The organism is Mesomycoplasma conjunctivae, assembly GCF_000026765.1.
In the GTDB taxonomy this organism is placed as follows: domain Bacteria; phylum Bacillota_I; class Bacilli_A; order Mycoplasmatales; family Metamycoplasmataceae; genus Mesomycoplasma; species Mesomycoplasma conjunctivae.
The window spans coordinates 46,972-68,307 of record NC_012806.1; the positions used below are offsets into that span (position 1 = coordinate 46,972).

18 protein-coding genes and 2 tRNA genes are annotated in these 21,336 nt (G+C 27.5%); 14 read left to right on the top strand and 6 right to left on the bottom strand.

Annotated features, from left to right (window positions below; translation table 4 throughout):
- The first annotated feature begins 162 nt into the window (after positions 1-162).
- A complete protein-coding gene (locus MCJ_RS00210; RefSeq protein ID WP_129621914.1) occupies positions 163-1,581 on the top strand; it encodes an ABC transporter permease subunit in 1,419 nt (472 codons plus the stop codon).
- On the opposite strand, the gene holA is transcribed toward MCJ_RS00210, so the two are convergent.
- Genes holA through MCJ_RS00225 form a run of 3 tightly spaced genes read right to left on the bottom strand, consistent with a single transcriptional unit; the run spans position 1,559 to position 4,120 of the window.
- The gene (gene holA / locus MCJ_RS00215; RefSeq protein ID WP_041594463.1) at positions 1,559-2,494 is read right to left on the bottom strand and encodes a DNA polymerase III subunit delta; all 936 of its coding nucleotides are present in this window, start codon (positions 2,492-2,494) and stop codon (positions 1,559-1,561) included. The genes MCJ_RS00210 and holA overlap by 23 nt on opposite strands.
- Complete coding sequence (locus tag MCJ_RS00220; protein WP_012751261.1) at positions 2,428-3,801, bottom strand: MAG0480 family ComEC-like protein; 1,374 nt, start codon at positions 3,799-3,801, stop codon at positions 2,428-2,430. Before MCJ_RS00220 ends, holA begins: the two co-directional genes overlap by 67 nt.
- Before the next feature lie 25 nt (positions 3,802-3,826).
- A complete protein-coding gene (locus MCJ_RS00225) occupies positions 3,827-4,120 on the bottom strand; it encodes a hypothetical protein (protein WP_012751262.1) in 294 nt (97 codons plus the stop codon).
- Positions 4,121-4,248: 128 nt separating this feature from the next.
- Between MCJ_RS00225 and MCJ_RS03550 the strand changes: the two genes are divergently transcribed.
- The 3 genes from MCJ_RS03550 (at position 4,249) to MCJ_RS00240 (ending at position 7,231) form a co-directional block, all read left to right on the top strand.
- Positions 4,249-5,472, top strand: coding sequence for an Hsp33 family molecular chaperone HslO (locus MCJ_RS03550; protein ID WP_012751263.1), 1,224 nt, complete (start codon positions 4,249-4,251; stop codon positions 5,470-5,472).
- A gap of 78 nt (positions 5,473-5,550) precedes the next feature.
- Positions 5,551-6,855: a trigger factor gene (gene tig, locus MCJ_RS00235; protein ID WP_012751264.1), complete on the top strand. Its 1,305-nt coding sequence runs from the start codon at positions 5,551-5,553 to the stop codon at positions 6,853-6,855.
- A 16-nt stretch (positions 6,856-6,871) separates the two neighbouring features.
- On the top strand, positions 6,872-7,231 hold the full coding sequence (locus MCJ_RS00240; RefSeq protein ID WP_012751265.1) for a hypothetical protein: 360 nt from the start codon (positions 6,872-6,874) through the stop codon (positions 7,229-7,231).
- A gap of 55 nt (positions 7,232-7,286) precedes the next feature.
- Here the strand turns inward: MCJ_RS00240 and MCJ_RS00245 are convergent, their stop codons facing one another.
- On the bottom strand, positions 7,287-7,676 hold the full coding sequence (locus MCJ_RS00245; RefSeq protein WP_041594464.1) for a hypothetical protein: 390 nt from the start codon (positions 7,674-7,676) through the stop codon (positions 7,287-7,289).
- Between the two features lie 276 nt (positions 7,677-7,952).
- Between MCJ_RS00245 and gyrA the strand changes: the two genes are divergently transcribed.
- From gyrA to MCJ_RS03750, 3 genes are all read left to right on the top strand, one after another.
- A complete protein-coding gene (gene gyrA, locus MCJ_RS00250) occupies positions 7,953-10,556 on the top strand; it encodes a DNA gyrase subunit A (RefSeq protein ID WP_012751267.1) in 2,604 nt (867 codons plus the stop codon).
- Between the two features lie 43 nt (positions 10,557-10,599).
- Positions 10,600-12,522, top strand: coding sequence for a DNA topoisomerase (ATP-hydrolyzing) subunit B (gene gyrB, locus MCJ_RS00255; RefSeq protein WP_012751268.1), 1,923 nt, complete (start codon positions 10,600-10,602; stop codon positions 12,520-12,522).
- Positions 12,523-12,681: 159 nt separating this feature from the next.
- Entirely contained in the window at positions 12,682-13,119 is a 438-nt protein-coding gene (locus MCJ_RS03750; RefSeq protein WP_012751269.1) for a hypothetical protein, read from the top strand.
- Between the two features lie 464 nt (positions 13,120-13,583).
- Here MCJ_RS03750 and MCJ_RS00265 read toward each other — a convergent pair whose 3' ends face one another.
- Entirely contained in the window at positions 13,584-14,246 is a 663-nt protein-coding gene (locus MCJ_RS00265; RefSeq protein ID WP_012751272.1) for a LemA family protein, read from the bottom strand.
- An 89-nt stretch (positions 14,247-14,335) separates the two neighbouring features.
- Positions 14,336-15,466, bottom strand: coding sequence for a DUF3137 domain-containing protein (locus MCJ_RS00270; protein ID WP_012751273.1), 1,131 nt, complete (start codon positions 15,464-15,466; stop codon positions 14,336-14,338).
- A gap of 187 nt (positions 15,467-15,653) precedes the next feature.
- On the opposite strand from MCJ_RS00270, the gene MCJ_RS00275 reads away from it, so the two are divergent.
- The 7 genes from MCJ_RS00275 to MCJ_RS00305 all read left to right on the top strand — a co-directional run bounded on the left by MCJ_RS00275 (position 15,654) and on the right by MCJ_RS00305 (position 21,328).
- Positions 15,654-15,737, top strand: a tRNA-Tyr gene (locus tag MCJ_RS00275).
- 3 nt (positions 15,738-15,740) lie between these two features.
- Positions 15,741-15,815: transfer RNA gene (locus tag MCJ_RS00280), tRNA-Gln, on the top strand.
- 86 nt (positions 15,816-15,901) lie between these two features.
- Positions 15,902-17,344 carry a proline--tRNA ligase gene (proS, locus tag MCJ_RS00285; protein WP_012751274.1) on the top strand — a complete coding sequence of 481 codons (1,443 nt, stop codon included), beginning with the start codon at positions 15,902-15,904 and terminating at the stop codon, positions 17,342-17,344.
- Positions 17,345-17,431: 87 nt separating this feature from the next.
- Positions 17,432-17,755, top strand: coding sequence for a thioredoxin family protein (locus tag MCJ_RS00290; RefSeq protein WP_012751275.1), 324 nt, complete (start codon positions 17,432-17,434; stop codon positions 17,753-17,755).
- Positions 17,756-17,938: 183 nt separating this feature from the next.
- Positions 17,939-18,466: an Mbov_0400 family ICE element protein gene (locus MCJ_RS00295; protein WP_041594465.1), complete on the top strand. Its 528-nt coding sequence runs from the start codon at positions 17,939-17,941 to the stop codon at positions 18,464-18,466.
- A 739-nt stretch (positions 18,467-19,205) separates the two neighbouring features.
- Complete coding sequence (pdhA, locus tag MCJ_RS00300) at positions 19,206-20,336, top strand: pyruvate dehydrogenase (acetyl-transferring) E1 component subunit alpha (RefSeq protein WP_012751277.1); 1,131 nt, start codon at positions 19,206-19,208, stop codon at positions 20,334-20,336.
- A complete protein-coding gene (locus tag MCJ_RS00305; protein WP_012751278.1) occupies positions 20,336-21,328 on the top strand; it encodes an alpha-ketoacid dehydrogenase subunit beta in 993 nt (330 codons plus the stop codon). The genes pdhA and MCJ_RS00305 overlap by 1 nt, the downstream gene beginning before the upstream one ends.
- Positions 21,329-21,336: the final 8 nt, after the last annotated feature.

Consider the following 21,336-nt stretch of genomic DNA (forward strand, 5'->3'; position numbering starts at 1 on the left):
AATAATAACGGTTGAAAATTTGTTGCAAAAAAATTAACTGAATTATTTGTATTTTCTAACTTTCATTTAGACTATCCTTCACAATCTATTATTCAATTAAGTTTGAATTTGCTTTGAATTACAATCAAATATTCAATTTTAGGAACTTTTTTTGGTTCCATAATGGCTTTAATAACTTCGTTGTTCGCTTCACAAGAAATCAGTCAAAATAAATTTGTAACTAAATTTATTTCTATTTTAATAACCGTTTTTAGAGCTTTGCCCATCCCTTTTGTTATGGTACCTTTTGCTAAAGGTTTTCAAAAAGAATTATCAGCTTTTCTTATTATATTTTGATTTACTTGAATGTGACTTCATAAGTTTTTTTATAGCTTTTTAAACAATTTAGATTGGCAAAGCTATCGCATTAGTATTATAAAAGGGAATTCTAAGTTTAGATCATTTAAAAACAACATTTGACCTCATATTAGCAATAAATATTTAGTACTATTTATATATTCATTTGAATCTAATATTAGATGGACTACAATTATTTCATCAGCGGGAGTGATTGGAATAGGTAGTTTGCTTCAAGATGCTCAAGATCCCACAATTGGTTGGTCAATTGTGGGAATTCCATTAGTTGTTTTGCTTGTATTTACTATATTTTTAGACACTTTAGGTATTATTTTTAATAAATTTATTATTAATAAGAAAAGTCTCAAAGTGGCAAATAGCAGTCATTTTACACTAATATGAATTAAAAAAAATTATGATAAACTTTTTAAAATTTTACTTGTTTTTTGTCTTCTAATTATCAATTTAATAAGTATAATTCAAATTAAAGATTGAAGTGTCAATAGTTTTGAAATTAAAAATTTTTTTCAAGAAATATTTGATTTAAAATGAGAACTTTTTGCACAAGGAAGTTTAGATAATCCATTTTATATGATGTGAAATTTAATTGCACAGCTCGTTATCACCTTTGCTATTTTAACTGTTTTTTCTATTTTTTTTGCTTTTTTAAGTAATGAAAAAATGAATAAAATGTTTCAATGAGCATTAATAAAAACGATGCTAAACATCTTTAGAATCATACCAATTACTATCTTTTTCTACTTATTTATTTCTTTATCTTTTATTCCGCCTTTACTTTTTGTAGCTGTCTTGGTAGGATTTAAAAGTTCAATTAACCTTGGCAAAAAACTTAATGAGAGTATCAATAGTATAGATTGGAATAAGTATAAATTATTAAAAATAAAAGGTTGAAGCAGAACGAAGCTGCTCTTGCACTATGTTTTTCCTAGTATTAAAAAAGAGTATTTTAAATATTTATCTTCATATGTAACTAATATCATGCATGATTTACTAGTGTTTGGTCTTGTCGGAGGCTCACTTTTAGGACAAAAAATAATAACCTTAAATTCGACTACACAATCTGGTGACACCTCTGCTTTTGTTACATATGCATGATCTGCTTGGTTATTAATAATTACTATAGAAATAATAGTGATTTTGTTTCAATTTAATTATTTTGAAAAACTCCAAAATTGATGAAAAGTGTATAAATTTAAAGCATTTATTTGAAAAGCTCTAAAATAAAATTTTCAAAACCTATTTTTTCATCAATAACAAATTTTTTAATTTTTATATCTAAATCAGCAAGTTTTTTAATCATGAATCGCAGTTTTTTCATCCCTATTTTTTTATAAAAAGTTATAGCGTTTTTGACTTGAAAAACATTGATTCCCATTTTTTGAGCTATAACCACATCAGATAATTTATTTTTTCTATGTAAATATACAGTAAAAACTTGTTGAAGTTTATTACTGATCTGACCGATAAGCAATGTTATAGGCGTACCTTCGAGAATTTTTGTATTGTAATACTTAAAAATACTTCTCATTTCCACATTCATAAAAGAGTTGATAAAACCTCATTCGCTATGAGAAGAGTAGTCGCTAACAAAGTTATCTAAAAGATTTTGATCAACATTGTAACCTAAATTTTTTATTTTTTTTAATTCATGAACTATAATACCTGCTTGTGCTGGAAGTCTAATTTCTAACTGTAAAATGTCATAGTCAGATAATTTTAAATCTATTTTTTGAGCATAGTTTTGTATAAACAACTTTTTATTTTTATTGTCAATACCTAAAACTTCTTTTACATTAATTTTTTCGCCAAAAAATTTAAATAGGTTAGATTTTAATAATTTTGATTTAGTATTATTTTCTAATAAAACAAAAGAAAAAATAATTTTATGTGGCGAATTTGATAATTTTTCAAAAATTATTTTTTCTTTTTTTGCATCACTGCCAAAACCAAAAAAATTGTGCAAAATAAAAACTTTTTGTTCATCAAAAATACTTTTATTTGAAATTTGATCAACTATTCAATCAATATCATCACCTTCAAAAAAATGGTATATTTCATTGTTTTGAAAATTTAAGCTAGTGATTTTTCTAACCTCCTCTTGAATGAGGTAGTAGTCATTTCCATAAATAAAAAACATATTATTGTTATTATATTACAAAAGATTAAAGTTAGATAATTAATTTTATAACTTAAAATTAAAAATTGAATTTCAACAATATTTTCAACAACTATTATAAATAAGTAACTGGCAAAATCAAGAATAGGTTTACTTCATATAAATAAGGATAAAAAGAAGTAAAAAAAAGTAAAAAAAGAAGAAAATATTAAAAAATTAATAGGACCTAAAAAGTTATAACTTCCATTATAATAGCTAGTAAATAATGCGCTTACAAAATTTATAATAAAAAAACTTATTAGTGTTTTTATTTTTTTATCTTTAAATTTGATATTGTTTATTAATAAAATAATAAAAGTTATTGTAAAGCTTAAAATAAAAGCTGGTGAATAAATTATGAAAATGTTAGACAAAATCATTGCAATAGCAGTAAAGACTAATAATTCATGTTTTTTAAATTTTTTATTTAAAAAAATTTTATTAATTTCAACTAAAATTCAGAAAATGACACCTCTTAAAAAAGAAATAGGAAAATTTAAAATAAATAATTGAAAAATTAAAAAAATAAAAAAAAGTGACGAGTATATACTTTTATTTAAACATATTTTCTTTCCTATTCAAAAAATAGTTTGTTTCAAAATATTGATATGAAAACCAGATATTACAAAAATATGATATACACCTAATAAAATTAAATTATCTCTTAATATTTGTCCATGTGTGCTAACCTGTCCAAGAAAAATTATGGGAACTAATTGTTTATAGTATTCCCCACCTTCAAGCAAATATTTTTGAATAGAATCAATAATAGTATTTTTCTGACCTACAATTTCAGTTTTGGCTTTAACTATTTTAAAAAAGGTTAGTTTAGATTTGAAAAAACTTACAACATCAAATTCAAAATTATCAATTTGGTTAATAGGGATGATTTGACCTGATACTCTTAGTTTTGTATTTGCTGGTATTTTCATTTTTTCAAGCAACAAATTTCCGTTGTCAAATTTTACTATGCTGCCAAAACCGGTTTCTTCTTTAACAATTGTGTCAAAACTTAAAATCTTATTATTTCAATCAGGTATGGATACTCAGTAAGCTAATATAACTATAATAGCTATAAAACATCAAATTATGATTTTTTTGACCTCTGATAAAGAGAACAAAACAATTAATGGTAAAAAAATCCCTAATAATCATCAGATATTTTTATAATCTAATAAAAGAATAATAGAAATAATTGCAAACAAAACCAATATTCAAGAATAAAATTCTTTTGCAGAATTTTTAGTAATTGAGAATCAATTTGCAATATTTGTTGAAATTTTTACCATATTTTATCCTCCCTTTTAAAATAATTTAATTAGTTTTTGTGTTCTTTTTTAGATTAATAATCATGTCAATTTTGATATTTTGGTTTAAATTCAAACTTGATAGATCAACATCAGGATTAATTTCAAAAACAAAAAGAATTTCTCTCAATGTAGTTCCTGATTTAAAAATTTTTGTTCCTGGTTTTTTGACACCAGAATTAATTGTGATTTTAATATTTTTATTTGTATAAGTTTGTTGTGCAATTATTTGGTTGGTAACAAACCAAATAATTGCAACCCCTAAGAGCGCTAAAATAAAAACTTTATAAAATCTTTTCATATATAAAATAGAAACAAATTCAGAAAAAGGTCTAAAACAGAAACAAAAATAAACAAAAAGTAAATTTTTTCTTATTTTTTCTGCATTATCAAACTTTTTAAAATCATAATATTTTATATAATTAAAATATGCATTCTTATTCTAAAATATATTTAAAAGGTAATGTTTTTATCTTAGTAAGTGATTTAAAAAATGTTGTTTTACAAGCAATTAAAACTCATAAACTTGATAATATTCAAGCACTTACTTTTGCATCTGCAATTGCCACATTTGCACCATTATCGAGATTACAAAAATCCAATAATAGTTCAACAAGTATAGTGATTAAATCTGAAATGGTGAAAAATTTAACTATTGAAAGTAAAAATAACGGAGATATTAGAGCTTTTTTTGATTTTGTGCCTACCACAATAGATCAATCATATTTTAGTGATTTTTCTACTGAACAATTAGTATCTTCATATGTTGGTAAAAAAGGTATCTTATCAATAGTAAACACAAATAATAAGTCAAATTATGGAGGTCAAGTCGAGTTGGTATCAGGTGATTTTATAACTGATTTAGCTCATTATTTTAATTCATCACAACAGATCAAAAGTGCAATAAAAAACAAGGTTTTTTTAGGCAAAACTTCCAAACAAAGTGTTGTTCAATCTGTTATTTTTCAACTACTTCCTAACTATCAAGAAGAAGATATAATATTTATTGAAAATATATTAAAAGATTTAAAAACACACCCTGATATTCACTCTTATTTTAATCAATATACACCTATATCAATTAAAAAATGAAGGTGAAAATGTCAATGTGTTGAAAAAGGATTTGATAATTTGTTAAAACTTCTTGATGAATCAGAGGTTGATAAAATAATAAAAAAAAATAAGCAAATTGAGATAACTTGTCAATACTGTAATCAACAAAAAACCTATAAAAAAGAAGACTGAAGACTTGCAAAAGCACCTTTTAGTTTATCTAGTGTTGAATCTTTGACTGGTGGGTATTTTGCTTCAAAAATAGTTAGTCAAGCAGGTGCTTCTTCTTTTTATAAAGGTTCCATTATTGCCTATAGTAATGAAATAAAAGAAAAATTGGGCATCGATACTTCCAAAGGTGTGGTAAATGCTCAAGTAGTTTTAGCAATGGCAAAAGCTGGTAATAAATTTTTTAAAACAAAATATTGTTTTGCATTTAGTGGAAATGCAGGACCCAAAAAATTAGATGGCGAAATTGGACAAGTTTTTGTTGCCTTAAATGATAAAGTTTGAGAATTAAAATTAAAAGGTAGCAGAAAACAAATAATACAAAAAACAACTAATTTTGCATTAAAGCAATTGCAAAAAATTCAACAATAAATTTTTGGCATTTTTATGCTTAAAAAATTAAAAAAACTTTATAATTAAATAATACTTTAATATTGAAAGAATAAAAATATGATTAAACGTGAATTATTAAAAGATACTGCTGAACTAAAAATTAGTATTTCAGCTCCTAGTGATAGATGAGAATCAGTGCTTAATAAAGCAGAAAAAAAACTGATTTCTAAAGTACAAATTAAAGGTTTTCGTAAAGGTAAAGTGCCTGTTGACAAAGCCAGAGCTTTTATTGATCCAGCAAAACTATTAGAACTAGCAATTCAGTACATTATTCCTGAATTAGAAACAGAATCTAGAACTAACATAATGGATGATGACCAAGTTATTGATGGGCCTGTTTACAATATTGCAAAAGTTAGCAAAGATGAATTAGAAATTGAGTTTTTATACCCAGTTTATCCAGAAATTAAACTTCCTGATTATAAGAAATTAAAAACTAAATATCAAGTTGATCCAGTTAGCAAAGAAGATGTTCAAGCGCAAATTGATAAACTTTTACAAACCAGAGGAACATATTCAGATGTTGATGGACCAATTGAAAAAAATGATGTCATCAACTTTGATTTTAAAGGTTTTATAGAAAATGAAGCTTTTGAAGGTGGAGAGGCATCAGATTTTGATCTTAAAATAGGATCTGGACAATTTATTCCAGGTTTTGAAGAACAATTAATTGGTCTTAAAAAAGAAGAAGAAAAAGATATTATCGTTACCTTTCCTAAAGAATATCATGTTCCTGCTTTTGCTAATAAAGAAGCTACTTTTAAAGTTAAAATCAACAAAATTAAACGTAATACACCAGCTGAGTTATCCAACAAATTTGTAGAAGATCTCAAAATTCCTAATGTAACCACCATTAGTCAACTTGAAGACTATTTAGAAGATCTCACCAAGCGTGAAAATGTTGAAAAATCTCGTGTTGAATTTTCAAGAGCTGCTATTGAAGAGCTTGGTTCACAAGTTAGCCTACCAATTTCTACTAAACTATTAGGTAATGAAATGCAAAGGCTTAGTGACACCTTCAAACAAACTTTAAAAACACAAGGATTTACCCTTGAAGAATACTTAAGAGTTACTAAATTTACTACTCAAGATATTGATGATCAAGTTAAAACAGAAGCTACCAAATTATTAAAAAATGCATTTATTTATGCCGAAATTGCTAAACAAGAAGCACTTGTGCCAACAGATGAAGAAATAAATCAATACCTTGAAAATCTTTCTAAATTATCAGGGCGTAGTATCGAAGATTTAAAAACTCATGTCTCATTGAAAGACTTACATATAGAAATTACTAATAGAAAAGTCTTAGACAAATTAATTGAGTACAATAGTAAAGCTACTAAAGAAACTAAAAGTAAATAATTTTCCTTAATTTCATATGAAAAAACCAGTTACTAAATTATCACTTTTTATTATAACTATTTTATCTTCCGTTATTGCGTCTACTATTTTTATAGCAATCATAGCAACAATTATTTATTTTTTAGTATTTAAAAGAATAGGTAGTTTTGAGGATATTAAGAAAAATATTCAAATTGTTACTGAAAGTTTAAAAGATTTTGACATAACAAAAATTAAAGGTGCTTTTGAAAAAATTAGTCAAATTGATATAAATAAATTGCAGAGTAGTCTTGATAATTTAACACCTGCTAAAATTCAAGAAATTCAAGACATTTTAAGCAAAATTCTTAAAATTGTTGAAGAACAAAAAAGTACAATTGCATCTATAAAAGTATAGGATATATACTATATTTCAAAAATAAAAAAAAGAGATTCAAAAAAATCTCTTTTTTTTATTTTTGAAGATCTTTTAATTTTTTATATTGGACTATTGCAATAATATTAGAAACTTGAAATAACACTGGTAAAATAAAACCTATTTTTGAAATTATACTTGGTAATTTCATTTGTTTAGTTCATTCTTGATATTCTAGTTTGGTTGATTTTTTTATTTCGCGATATGTTACTACTATAAAAGATTTAAGAGCTAAGTGTAAAAATAAAGAAACTAAAAATATAATAATAAACAAAACTGCTATTGCAAACATTGAATCTGTTGGAAATTTAGTGTGTTGCTGCGCAGCTATAATAACAATGATAATAGAAATAATTTTAAGTATTCAAAAAACCATTGAGATCAATATCATTTTTAGGTGATGTTTGTAAAAAAAATCTGCTTCCATATAACTAAAATACCTCGTCTTGATAATTTTACACTAAATTATTAATATATTTGATTTTTTAATTTGTTATTGTTTAAAAAATAAACAAATTTTTGCAATTATTGTTGGTTTTGACAATAAATAAATCATTCAAATTTATAGCATTAATTAACACTAGAAAAAAGAGATTTTTTGTTATTATTTTCAAAAGTATTTAAAGAGTTATTACCTACTTTTTCCAAGCAAAATAGCTATTTTTTGGTATAATTTATAATATTTATTGTAAAGGATTTGACTATGATTATTGATGAAAAAGATGAAAAAGATGTAGAAAAAAAAGACTTTACCAATAATCCTGAAGACGACGAAATTAAAGTCGTTTTTAATGAAGCAGCAAGCGATAATTCTGAAGATGATGAAGAAATTTTGCCGCAAAATCAAGATGATTTTCAACTTGAGTCACAAGTTATAGATTCAGAAAAAAATAATATTATTCCAAAACAAATTGAAGAAGAAATGAGAAATTCTTTTTTGGATTATTCAATGTCTGTTATTATTTCTCGTGCCCTTCCAGATGTTCGAGATGGTCTAAAACCAGTACACAGAAGAATTTTATACACTATGAGTGAGCTTGGTATTGTTCACAACAGTGCTTATAAAAAATCGGCTCGTATTGTAGGTGATGTTCTAGGAAAATACCACCCTCATGGTGATACCTCAGTTTATGATTCAATGGTAAGAATGGCTCAGCCTTTTTCCTTGCGCTACCCTTTAGTTGATGGTCATGGTAATTTTGGTTCTATTGATGGTGATGAAGCAGCGGCTATGCGTTATACTGAAGCTAGAATGTCTAAAATAGCTTCTTTAATGGTTGAAGGTATCAAAAAAAATACTGTTGATTTTATACCAAACTATGATGGAAGTGAACAAGAACCAAATGTTTTGCCGGTGCGCTTTCCTAACTTATTAGTTTCTGGAGTTTCTGGTATTGCTGTTGGTATGGCTACTAAAATTCCCCCACATAATTTAACCGAAGTAATAAATTCATTTATTTTGTTAGCTAAAAATAATGATATTAGTGTTGAAGAATTAGCACAAAGTCTTCCAGGTCCTGATTTTCCAACTGGAGCAACTATTTTTGGAGTCAGTGGAATTCAACAAGCTTATAAAACAGGAAGAGGCTCCTTTATTTTAAGGGCAAAAGCTAAAATTGAAACTTTTAATTCTGGCAAATCTAAAATTATTTTTTACGAAATTCCTTATGAAGTTAAAAAACCAGCTATCATTGAAAAGGTAGTCCAATTAGTCAAAGAGAAACGACTTCAAGGAATTAAAGATGTTCGTGATGAAACCAATAGGCAAGGAATTCGCGTTGTTTTTGAAATTAAAAAAGGTTTTAATCCGGAAATAATTTTAAATCAACTTTATAAGGAAACCGATTTTCAAATTAGTTATAGCATGAATATGCTAGCTATTGTAAAAGGTGAGCCAAAATTGCTTAATTTAAAAGAAATCCTTTATCAATACCTCTTACATCAAAAAGAAATTAACCTTCGCGGACTTAATTTTGATCTTGAAAAATATAAAGAAAAACTTAATGTACTCTTAGGGGTCAAAGTTGCTGTTGAAAATATAGATGAAGTTGTTAAAATCATTAAAAGTTCTTCCTCAGATGCTCAAGCTCAAGAAAAACTTGGAAAACGTTTTGATTTAAATCCTATCCAAACAAAGGCAATTGTTGACATGAGATTAGGTAGATTGACATCACTAGCAATTGAAAAATTAATGACTGAAATTGAACAAATCAAAGCAGAAATCAACAGAATTGAAGAAATAATAGCTTCTGATGAAAAATTAGTACAACTAGTTATTGATCAACACTTAGAAATTATTAATAATTTTGCTGATCCACGTCGTAGTGAAATTAATGGTGAAATTGGCAATATTATAGATGAAGATTTAATTCCTCGCAGTGATGTTATTATTAGTCTTACCGATAATAATTATGTTAAAAGAATTAATTTGGAAGAATATCGTGTTCAAAATCGTGGTGGAGTAGGTAGTTCAACATCTTCACTTTACAAAGATGACTATCTAAAAGGTATTTGATTTGCAAATACTCACACTGATTTGCTTATTATAACTTCAAAAGCAAAAATATTTAAATTAAGAACACATCAGATTCCCGATTCAACCAAACAAGGTAAAGGGATACCCTTTGTAAATCTATTACCAATTGAAAAAGATGAACAAATTTATACACTTTTAGTTTGAAATCAAGACTATGCTCACCATTTTTTAGTTACAGTTTCGCGTCTAGGTTTAATTAAAAAGACCCCACTTGAATTCTATAAAAATATCAATAAAAATGGAAAATATGCACTTAAATTAAATGAAAATGATACATTAGTTAGCGCCTTTATAGTCAAGGAAAATGAACCTTGTGAAGTTCTTATTGGAAGCTCCAGTGGTAAAGTTAATAAATTTGATTTTGATAGCATCAGATCAACAGGTCGGGTAGCTATGGGTGTCAAAGGTATTAAATTGACAAATGACGAGTTTGTCATCGGTGCTTCACATTCACTTTCTGGTGAGTATGTTTTTGCTTTGGGTCGCTTTGGTTATGGTAAAAAAACTAGTATTGATGAATACCGCCAAACTTCAAGAAATAGCAAAGGTGTTAAAACCTTAAACACAGAAAAAGCTGGTTCATTATGTTTTATTTCCATAATTAAAGGAAATGAAGAAGCACTAATTGTAACTAAAAAAGGTATCTTAATTAGAACAAGTTTACAAGATATTAATATAACTAGCAGAAATACTAAAGGTGTCAAAATTATTAATATTAAAGATAATGATGAGATTCAATCTGTGACAATTGTAGATAAATTTGAGGAGTAAAATTAGCTAAAAAGTCTATAAATTTATAGACAAAAGGAGTAACATGAGTCAAAAAAATTATTCAGCTAGTAGTATTCAAACTTTAGAAGGTTTAGAACCTGTTCGTAAAAGACCAGGAATGTACATTGGTGGTACAGGAATTCAACCTTTACACCATTTAATTTGAGAAATAGTTGACAATGCGGTTGATGAAGCATTAGCAGGTTTTGCAAACCAAATTGATGTTGTAATCACAAAAGATGGCTATGTTCAAGTTAGTGATAATGGTCGGGGAATTCCAACTGATATTCATCCAAAACATGGTGTTTCTGCAGCTGAAGTTGTGCTTACAATTTTGCACGCTGGTGGTAAATTTGATGGTAGCTCCTACAAAGTTTCCGGTGGTCTTCATGGGGTAGGTGCCTCTGTTGTCAATGCCTTAAGTAAGCATTTACAAGTTTGAATTAAAAGAGATGGTAAACTTTACTTTCAAGAATTTCGTGATGGTGGACAAAAAGTTGATAATTTAAAAGTCATTGATAGTGTTTCTGAAAATCAAACAGGAACTACTATTAAATTTATTCCCGATTTTACCATTATGGATAAAAACGAGTTTCGCCTCGATATTATTCAAGATCGCCTAAAACAAACAGCTTATTTAACTAAAGGTCTAAAATTTACTATTGATGATCAAAGAACTAATTTCCAAAAAACCTTCTTGTTTGAAGGTGGAATTTTTGACTACATCAGCGAATTATCTAAGGGCTATGAACATGTTCATGATGAAATTATTTACGTCGAAGATGAGCTTAGTCACAATGAAAATCACATCAAAGTTGAAGTAGCACTGCGCTATGTAAATGAAGACCGCAGTGAACTTTTGTCGTATACCAATAACATTTATAATCGCGAAGGCGGTACACATGAAGCTGGACTTTTTGATGCGCTTTCAAGGATTTTAAATAATTATGCTTTTGAAAATAAATTTTTCAAAAATGAAAATGAAAAATTTAGCAAAGAAGATATTAAAGATGGTTTATTTGCTGTTATTTCTATCAAGCATAGTGATCCAATTTTTGAAGGTCAAACTAAAGGAAAACTTAATAGTAAAGAAGTGCGCCAAATTACTAATAAAGTATTTTCAGAAGTTTTTGAACGCTTTTTAGTAGAAAATCCTGAACAAGCTCGAAAGATTATTGAACGTAATTTAATTTCACAAAAAGCTCGCAAAGCTGCTGAATCTGCTCGTGAAGCTGTTAAACGTAAGTCTCCTTTTGATGTTAGTTCGCTTCCTGGAAAATTAGCAGATTGCAGTGTTAAAAATGCGCAAATGGCCGAACTTTATATTGTCGAGGGTAATTCTGCAGGTGGTAGTGCTAAAATGGGACGTGATCGTCACTTTCAGGCAATTTTACCTTTAAGAGGAAAAGTTATCAATTCACAAAGAACTAATTTAGAAAAAGTGTTGAAAAATGAAGAGATTTTATCACTTATCACAGCTTTTGGAACTGGAATTGGTCCAGAATTTAATATTAATAAAGTTAGATATCACAAGATTATAATTATGACCGATGCTGACTCTGATGGTTCACACATTCGTACCTTATTATTAACATTTTTATATCGTTATTTTAGACCTTTAATTGAATATGGTCTAATTTATATAGCTCAACCTCCTTTATATAAAATTAGTGCTAATAAAAAAGTTGTTTATGCTTATTCTGATAAGCAAAAAGATGAAATTATTGCAAAAGAATTTGAAAATAATAAAGTAACTATTCAACGTTATAAAGGTTTAGGAGAAATGAATCCTGATCAATTGTGAGAAACTACCATGGATCCTACCACCCGTAAAATGTATCAAGTGCAAATTCATGATGCCTTTATTGCTTCTCAAGTTTTTGAAGCACTTATGGGTGAAGAAGTTCAACCTCGTAAAGTTTTCATTGAAGAAAATGCACGTTATGTTAAAAATTTGGATGTCTAGATTCTTATAAATAAATCAACAAAAAAACAACAGCATAATAAACCAGGACAAAAAAATTAACACTAAGGTGTTGTTTTTTTTGTCCTGGTTTAGGAGGAGGCTAACACCAAAAGTGTTAGTTTTTTTAAATTTTCAAATGCAACAAAAAGGAGAATACTAATGTCAAGACACTTTATAAAAGATGAGTTTGATATGATTTATAAAATTTACAATGAATTTGGATTAAAACAAACAATAAATTATATAAATGAAATTTCACCAAATACAAATTTTATAACCAAAAAATGTCTAGTTCGAAGAATCAAAAAAATTATTAGATATTATAATAATGGTATGCAAGATCAATTATTAGATAAAAAGGGCGTAAACAGAAAACCAGGGAGTGGCAGACCTAAAAAATCAATTGAACCCGATTGAAACGAATTTACAAAAGAAGAATTAATAGAAATAGCTAAGAGATATTACGAAATCAACAAAAATAAATCAAAATCAGGAAAACTTAGTGAAGCTAAAAAACTAAATATTCCCTACAGCAAATCTGCAAAATTTTTAATGTATGCAGACAAGCAATGGCAAAATCTAAAACTAGAGTTATAAAAGTAAAGGAGCACAAAAATGACACAATAATTAAAAAATCCTTTCTTGATAACAAAGGTAGATATGGTCACTTAAGATTGGGCACTTATATTTCTATTTGAATTTAGTATGCAAAATTAGAAAACAAAGAAGAAAGAGCGAAATTAAGAACACCAAATTCGCGTTGCCGGATATTGTTAAACGCGACTAGAATGATAAATTAAATAGAAATATTTTTGCTATTGATGTTTCATATATAAAAGCTCCCAGAATTATAAAAAGTGGTCAGACTACAGTAAAATAACTTTAGAAGATTTGAAAAAAATAATTGCAGATTATATATTTTGATACAACAACTATAGAATTCAATCGCTTTTAAATTGAAAAACACCACAGCAATATGCTGTGGTGTTAAAATAATATTAAACTGTTAACTTTTTGTCCTGGTTTATAAAGTGTTGTTTTTTGTTGTAAAACCTATAAAATTATAGGTCTTTCATTGAAACATCTTGTCTTTGTGTTGTGCTTGCTTGGAAAAGAGGTTTAGTTGAAATTTTCATAGTAGAAGATACAATGTTGGTTGGAAAGGTAATGATTTCACTGTTGAATTGAGTTACTTTTGAGTTGTATAGTCTTCTAGCAGCAGATACTTCTCTTTCTAAATAAACAGATTGTTGCATTAATTCATTATAACCTTCAATTGCTTTGAGTTCTGGATAGTTTTCAAAAGTAGCTATCAATCTTGACATAATTGAAGTGTTAAGTTGATCAATTTCCACCGAATTATTTATAGTTCTATTTCCACCATTGAAAACGTTTGAACGCAATTTAGTTACATCAACTAAAATATCTTTTTCAAAATTTTTGTAAGATTTAACTTGATCCACTAGTTTGATTAGAGTATCAGCTCTTTTTGCCAATTGTGTATCAATTGTAGATGAAGCTTGGTTAATTTCTACTTGTTGGCGAAGTAAAGAGTTTCTTTTTGCTATATAAAAAATAGGAGCCGCAAATAAAAGTAGAGTCCCAAAAAATCAAAAAACAATTTTAGCAGCTGTAGATGCTTGTGCAAAAATAATTTTATTATCTACTGCTGGTTCAAAACCTTGAGGATCTTTATATTCAGAGTTATCGTATAAATTTGCCATATTACTTCCTTGTTAATGTTTATAAAATTATATCAAAAAACCTTAAAAACATACAATTTTTACAGGCTTTTGAGGTTTTTACGAATTTTTTATTTTAGAAAAATAGGTATTTGAATGAAACTAATTCCATAGTAAACATCATAAATATTTTCTACAAATTGTTCACTTATTTTATTAGCAGCAACTTGTTTGTTATTATAGAGAGTTCTTAGTGCGAAAAAATCATATTTAGATGGAAAACTAATATAGACACTTTTTCCTATAGAATGGAAAGAGGGTTTACCAACATTAACATTGGAAGCATCATTAACTCTTTTAGTTATTAGTTCCATAGTTAAAGGTGTAAACATTTCATAGATTTCAAGTTCATCATTAGAAAATAGATTAAATTTTTTGTGTAATTCTTTATTTTCCAATTTCATTTCTTTGTGTCCAAATCTATCCTTTTTAGTGAATAAATTTTTTCCAGAATTAAATCAACTTTGTTTGTATTTTAAAGAAAATTCTATTTTTTTCTCAAGTTTTTCTATATCTATTTTAATCATTGCATTGTAGTAAAACTCTTCTCTTACTAGTTCATTTTTTTTATTTTCTATTCTTACTAATCATTCGCACTGTTCAAGAGTAGCTGGAAATTTTTGGTCGATTACAAAATCAATTTTTGCTAAAACACGATTAAATATTGCTTCAGAAGGGAGTTCGCTACCAAAAACAATGTGCTCATCTTCACTAATTCCAGGAAAATGCAGTTCTTCATCATTTTCTTCATTTTCTTCATTTTCTTCATTTTCTTCATTTTCCTCACTTTCTTCATTTTCCTCATTTTTATATTCAATTTCTGAGTCCAGCAAATTAAAACCTTGTCTATATAAATCATCAACATTTAGATTGTCGTAAATAATAGATTCAATTCTTCTTGCTAGTTTTTTTCTAAGATAATATAATGCAATTGCTATTCCTAAAAAAACAAGACTAATCAAAATAACTATAATACCACTACTAATCCCATTTCCACTAAAAGCTAATGCAAATCCAGCTATTAGAACAATTAAGAATAGAATACCAGTTCCTAAGATAGCATATAAATAATTTTCCATTTTTTTAAAATGAGGTAATTTAAAAACATCTTCTAATCTATTTTTAATAATAGGAGTTATTTTTTCTTCAAATTTATTCTTAAATTCTTCTTTTTCTTTATAATCTCTAACATTTTTAATCATATTTACTCTGTAATTATTTTTATTTATATTTGGAAATTATAACAAATAAGATTTTATTGTTTATCAAAAAGTTTAAATAAAAAATAAAATTCTTTTATTAACAAAATTCTTCTGGGAAATAAAAAAATTCTTTTTTGCTTTTAAAATAAAAAAAATTTAGTAAAATTATATTTGCAAATTCAAAAGCGGGGGGTTTGCAGAGCGGCCAAATGCGGGTGGCTGTAACCCACTTTCTTCGGATTCGGGGGTTCGAATCCCTCACCCCCCACCATTTTGCCCCATAGCCAAGTGGTAAGGCAACGGTTTTTGGTACCGTCATTCGTTAGTTCGAATCTAACTGGGGCAGCCAAATGTATAATCGCCAATCCCCAGCTTCTTATGCTGGGTTTTTTATTTACAAAAAAATAAAATCATAATTTTAAAAGAGGTAACCTGATGAAAAAGCTTGAAAAAATAACACCATGAAAACAAGATTTTGCTAAGTGATATGTTGATGTCATAACCCAAGCTGAATTAATGAGTTATGGCCCGGTCAAAGGAACAATGTATCTCAAACCAAATGGTTATGCAATTTGATCTAGTATTCAAGATGTTTTAAACTTTATATTTCAAGAACTTTCTATCAAAAATGTTTATTTTCCAAGCTTAATTCCACAATCTTTTATTGAAAAAGAAAAGCAACATGTAAAAGGATTTGCTCCTGAATTGCTCACAATTACTCACGTTGGTGAAAAAAAATTACCTGAAAATATTTATTTAAGACCAACAAGTGAAGTGTTATTTGCTGATTTTTTCAAAAAAGAGATTGCTCATAAAAATAAATTACCAATATTATTAAACCAGTGATGCCAAGTAACACGCTGAGAAAAAACTACTAATCCTTTTTTAAGAACCACAGAATTTTTATGACAAGAAGGCCACACAGTTCATGAAGATAGCTCCAAGGCGAAAAAATTTGCTAAAATTATGATTGAAAATTATAAATTTATTGTTGAAAAATTTTTAGCCATACCAGTTATAGTTGGAAAAAAGACACAAAAAGAACGTTTTGCGGGAGCCAAAACTACCTACACAATTGAAGCTATGATGAAAGATGGGCGCGCATTACAAGCAGGAACCTCACATTATTTAGGGCAAAATTTTTCCAAAAATTTCGATATTACCTTTAAAAATAAAGACAATCAACTAGAGTATGTCTATCAAACATCTTGAGGAGTCTCTACAAGACTTATAGGTGCTTTGATCATGACTCACGGTGATGATAGAGGAATTATTATTCCACCAGCAATTGCAGAATATAAAGTTGATATTTTAGCTTTTTTTGTTAATAAACACCCTAATTTGAAAAAAGCTATCCTCAAACTCTCAGATGAATTAGATGATTTTCATATCACAAACAGAGTTGATCTAAGTGACAATCAAGTAGGTTTTAAAATTGCAAACAGCGAGGTTTTAGGAACACCGGTTCGAATAGAAATTGGACCCCGTGATCTAGAAGCCAAGCAAGTAGTTGTTGTGCGTAGAGATACACTTGAGAAAAAAATAGTTCCAACTAGTCAAATAGTTAACCATCTTGAACAACTCTTTCAAGAAATCCAAGCCAACTTGTTCGAACAAGCCAAACACAGACTTACTGAAAATATTGTCTATGTAGACAATTATGAGAATTTTAAAGTCGCAATTGCTCAATCTCGTTTTGTGGTAGTTGCTTTTTCTGAAACTCAAAAGCAAGAAATCAAAATCCAAGAAGAAACAGGAGCTACCTCTAGATGTATTGTCTCAAATAAAGATTTTATTATCCCACTGCCAGCTGAAGCTAAATCACTGTTTAGTGGTAAAAAAACTAATAAATTTGTTGTTTTTGCAAAATCTTATTAATTTTTTAAATTATTAATATATAATAATACCTTGTATTAAGCAAATAAATATTGCTGATATATAAAATATTATAGTAAAGGATAAAAAATGCCAACATTTAATTTATCAACAACAGAAGAAATTTTAAGTAAAATTAAAAGCTCTAAAGCAGCAATTTTAGTTTTCCACCAACCAGGTTGTGGAATGTGTGTAATGTTTGACACAACAATTGAGGAAACAAGTGCACAATATCCAGAGCTTGATATTATTCGTTTTAATATTCGTGAAAATATTCAGTATGCTAGAGAAGAAGGAATTACCGGAACTCCAACTACATTTTTCTACAAAGATGGAAAATTAGTAGCAAAAGAAATTGGATACTTCAAAATCGAAAAAATGAGTGCTATCTTAAAAGAAAAATCAATTTTCTAATTCAGATAAACTTTTATCTAAAAAACCAACATTGTTTTAATGTTGGTTTTTCTTTTTTAGATAATATAGTAAAAACTGACTAGTTAATAAAATTATTTAATTTTTTAATAACTAAAATTATTTTATTTATAATATAAATAAAATAATAATATTATATAATTAGATTTATTTTAAGAGGTGTTTATGAGTTCTAATACAACAGAGAGATTATTAACAAATCGTATAACATCATTGGCTTTTGATGAACAAGGCAACATTATTCCTGGTCACATTGTGATTTTGGCTAATAATTGGGAAAAATTTGATATGTATTATCTAAAAACTCGTCCTGCTTATGATGAAAATTTTAAATTAGTAGAGCCTAGACCAGGTGAAATTTATTTACCAAAAACTAAAAAACAAAAATATTTTCAAAAAGTTGACAGCTATGTTGATTGTTCAGAAATATATATGTTAAATGACTATGATTTTAATACTTTAGTGCGTAAAAACAAGCGTTTTAAGTACACAGACATTGCTGATGTGGAATATTCTAATGCTATGAAAATTTTTACCCAAATTCAAAATAATCACAAAAGAGAACCAAAAGAACTTATTTATAGAAGGGTTTTATATGACAAAGAAACTAATACAGTTCAACTTGAATTGCAAGAATTCAGTCATCCTAATTTAGAACAACAAGAAAGATTTTTACATCAAGAAAAAAATTAAATTTTATAATTATATTTAAGTAAATTTTTAGTTTAATTAGCGTTTATTTTACTTTTTTTATATAAAAAAAGTCTTCATTTTCTTATCAAATGAAGACTAATGTAAAATATTATTAAGTTGAATTACTCCAATTTAAAAAACACTATGAAAGTATCTGATATTACAATAAGAAAAGGAATTTATTTAAAACCACTCACAAATAAATAGTTTGAATTTCTAACTAACGTTATTTTGTATATAACAATAAAAAAGATTAATATTAAAGAAATAACCAATAGAATAAATTATGTTTATTTTAAATTATATAAGTATATAGATATTAAGGAAATTTAAAGTAATTTTTGTAGCACGATTAAGCACTACAAAATAAATTTTAAATTATTTTATTAACTTTTTAAATAATTTATAAATGTATTAAATAAAAAGTTGGTTAAAATGATAAAAAAATGCAAGTGAAAGTCATAATTTTTAAACTATTTACAAAAATTATAATATTAAAAATATTTTTTATAACTATTGTAAATAATAAGTTATTCTTTTAAATTTTACTATGATTTTCAATTAAGTTTTACTGGTAATTTAAGGTTAAAATTTATAATAAAATATTAAACAATATACACAAAAAGGATTATTTTGTTATATAATTTAATAAAGTAGAATAAATTTAATTTTAATTGTTTAATTATAAACAAATTAAAGATAATTTATCACAATTATGGTAGTAATATAAAGGAGAAAAATGTCAAAATTAAGATATGTAAACAAAGATACTCTAATGACTAATGAGTCAGAAATGATTCGTTATTTAGATATCGATGGTAATTTACTTAAGTCAACAATTTTTGGTAAACTTGATGCTAAAAAAGATATAACTTTAAGTAAAAATGAAATCAAAAAAGCTTATGAATTTATGGTTTTATCTCGTCAACAAGACGAATATATGACACAATTACAAAGACAGGGGAGAATGTTAACATTTGCTCCTAATTTCGGTGAAGAGGCTCTTCAAGTTGCAGCTGCAATGGCAATGAAAAAAGAAGACTGATTTGTACCAGCTTTCCGTTCAAATGCTGCAATGTTGTATTTAGGTGTGCCTATGCTTAACCAAATGCAATATTGAAATGGTAGTGAAAAAGGAAATATTATTCCTGAAGGTGTAAATGTTTTACCAATTAACATTCCTATTGGAACTCAATTTTCACATGCGGCTGGAATTGCGTATGCCTCAAAATTAACAGGTAAAAATTACATATCAGTTTCATTTATTGGAAACGGTGGAACAGCTGAAGGTGAATTTTACGAAGCTCTAAATATGGCATCTATTTGAAAATGACCAGTTGTTTTCTGTGTAAACAATAACCAATGAGCAATTTCTACACCTAATAAATATGAAAATGCTGCACCAACAATTGCTGCAAAAGCTTTAGCTGCGGGTATTCCAGGTGTTAGAGTTGATGGAAATGATTTATTAGCTTCATATGAAGTTATGAAAGAAGCGGCTGAATACGCTCGTTCTGGAAATGGACCAGTTTTAGTTGAGTTTGTAACCTGAAGACAAGGTGTTCATACTTCTTCTGATAACCCAAGAATTTATCGTACACTTGAAGAAGAACAAGAAAAAGAAAAATGAGAACCAATGCACCGTATTGAGAAATACATGTATGATAATGGAATTATTACTCCAAGTGATAAAGAAAAAATTACTGCAGATGCAAAAGAAGTAGTTAAAGCTACATATGAAAAATCATTACAACTTGGTCTTGATTCAACAATTGATGAAATTTTTGATCATACCTATGCAGAATTAACTCCTGAATTAAGAGAACAAAAAGAAGAAGCAATTGAATTTTTCTCAAAGGTAGGTAAATAATGTCAGCAAACGATAAAATCGCTTTAAATAACATTGGTGCTGTTACAAATGCACTAGATTTAATGATGGAAAAAGATCCACGTGTTGTTTTATGAGGAGAAGATGCCGGATTTGAAGGTGGTGTCTTTAGAGCAACAGAAGGTCTACAAAAAAAATATGGAATTGAACGTGCTTGAGATGCACCAATTGCAGAAGCTAGTATTTGTGGGGTAGCAGTAGGAGCTGCTATTGCAGGTCTTCGCCCAGTTATTGAAATGCAATTTCAAGGTTTTTCATACCCAGCATTTCAACAATTATTTACACACGCTGCTCGTTATCGTAACCGTAGCCGTAGTAGATTTACAGTACCTATGGTTTTAAGAATGCCAATGGCAGGAGATGTGCGTGCCCTTGAGCACCACTCAGAAGCAATTGAGGCTATGTTTGCCCATGTTCCAGGACTTAAGGTAGTTATGCCTTCTACACCTTATGATACAAAAGGTCTTTTGATTGCAGCTATTAATGATCCAGATCCAGTTGTTTTCTTAGAACCAAAAAAAATATACCGTTCATTTAAACAAGAAATTCCTGCAGGAATTTATGAAGTGGAAATCGGAAAAGCAAACGTTATTAAAGAAGGTCAAGATTTAACAATTGTTACTTATGGAGCACAAGTTCATGAAACAATTGCAGCAATTAGAGATGAAGCACTAGCAGATGTTGACATTGAATTGATTGATTTAAGAACAATTAAACCTGTTGATACCGAAACAATTATCAACTCTGTTAAGAAAACCGGAAGAATCCTTATTATTCACGAAGCTGTTAAATCTTTTTCAGTTTCAGCTGAAATAATTGCTCGTGTTAATGAAAAAGCATTTGATTATTTAAATTCAGCACCAGCACGTCTTACTGGATATGATATCACTGTTCCTTTAGCAAAAGGTGAAAATTTCCACAAAATCAGTAAGGAAAAAATTATTGCTAAAGTTAAAGAAATGATGGAAAACTAGGAATAAAA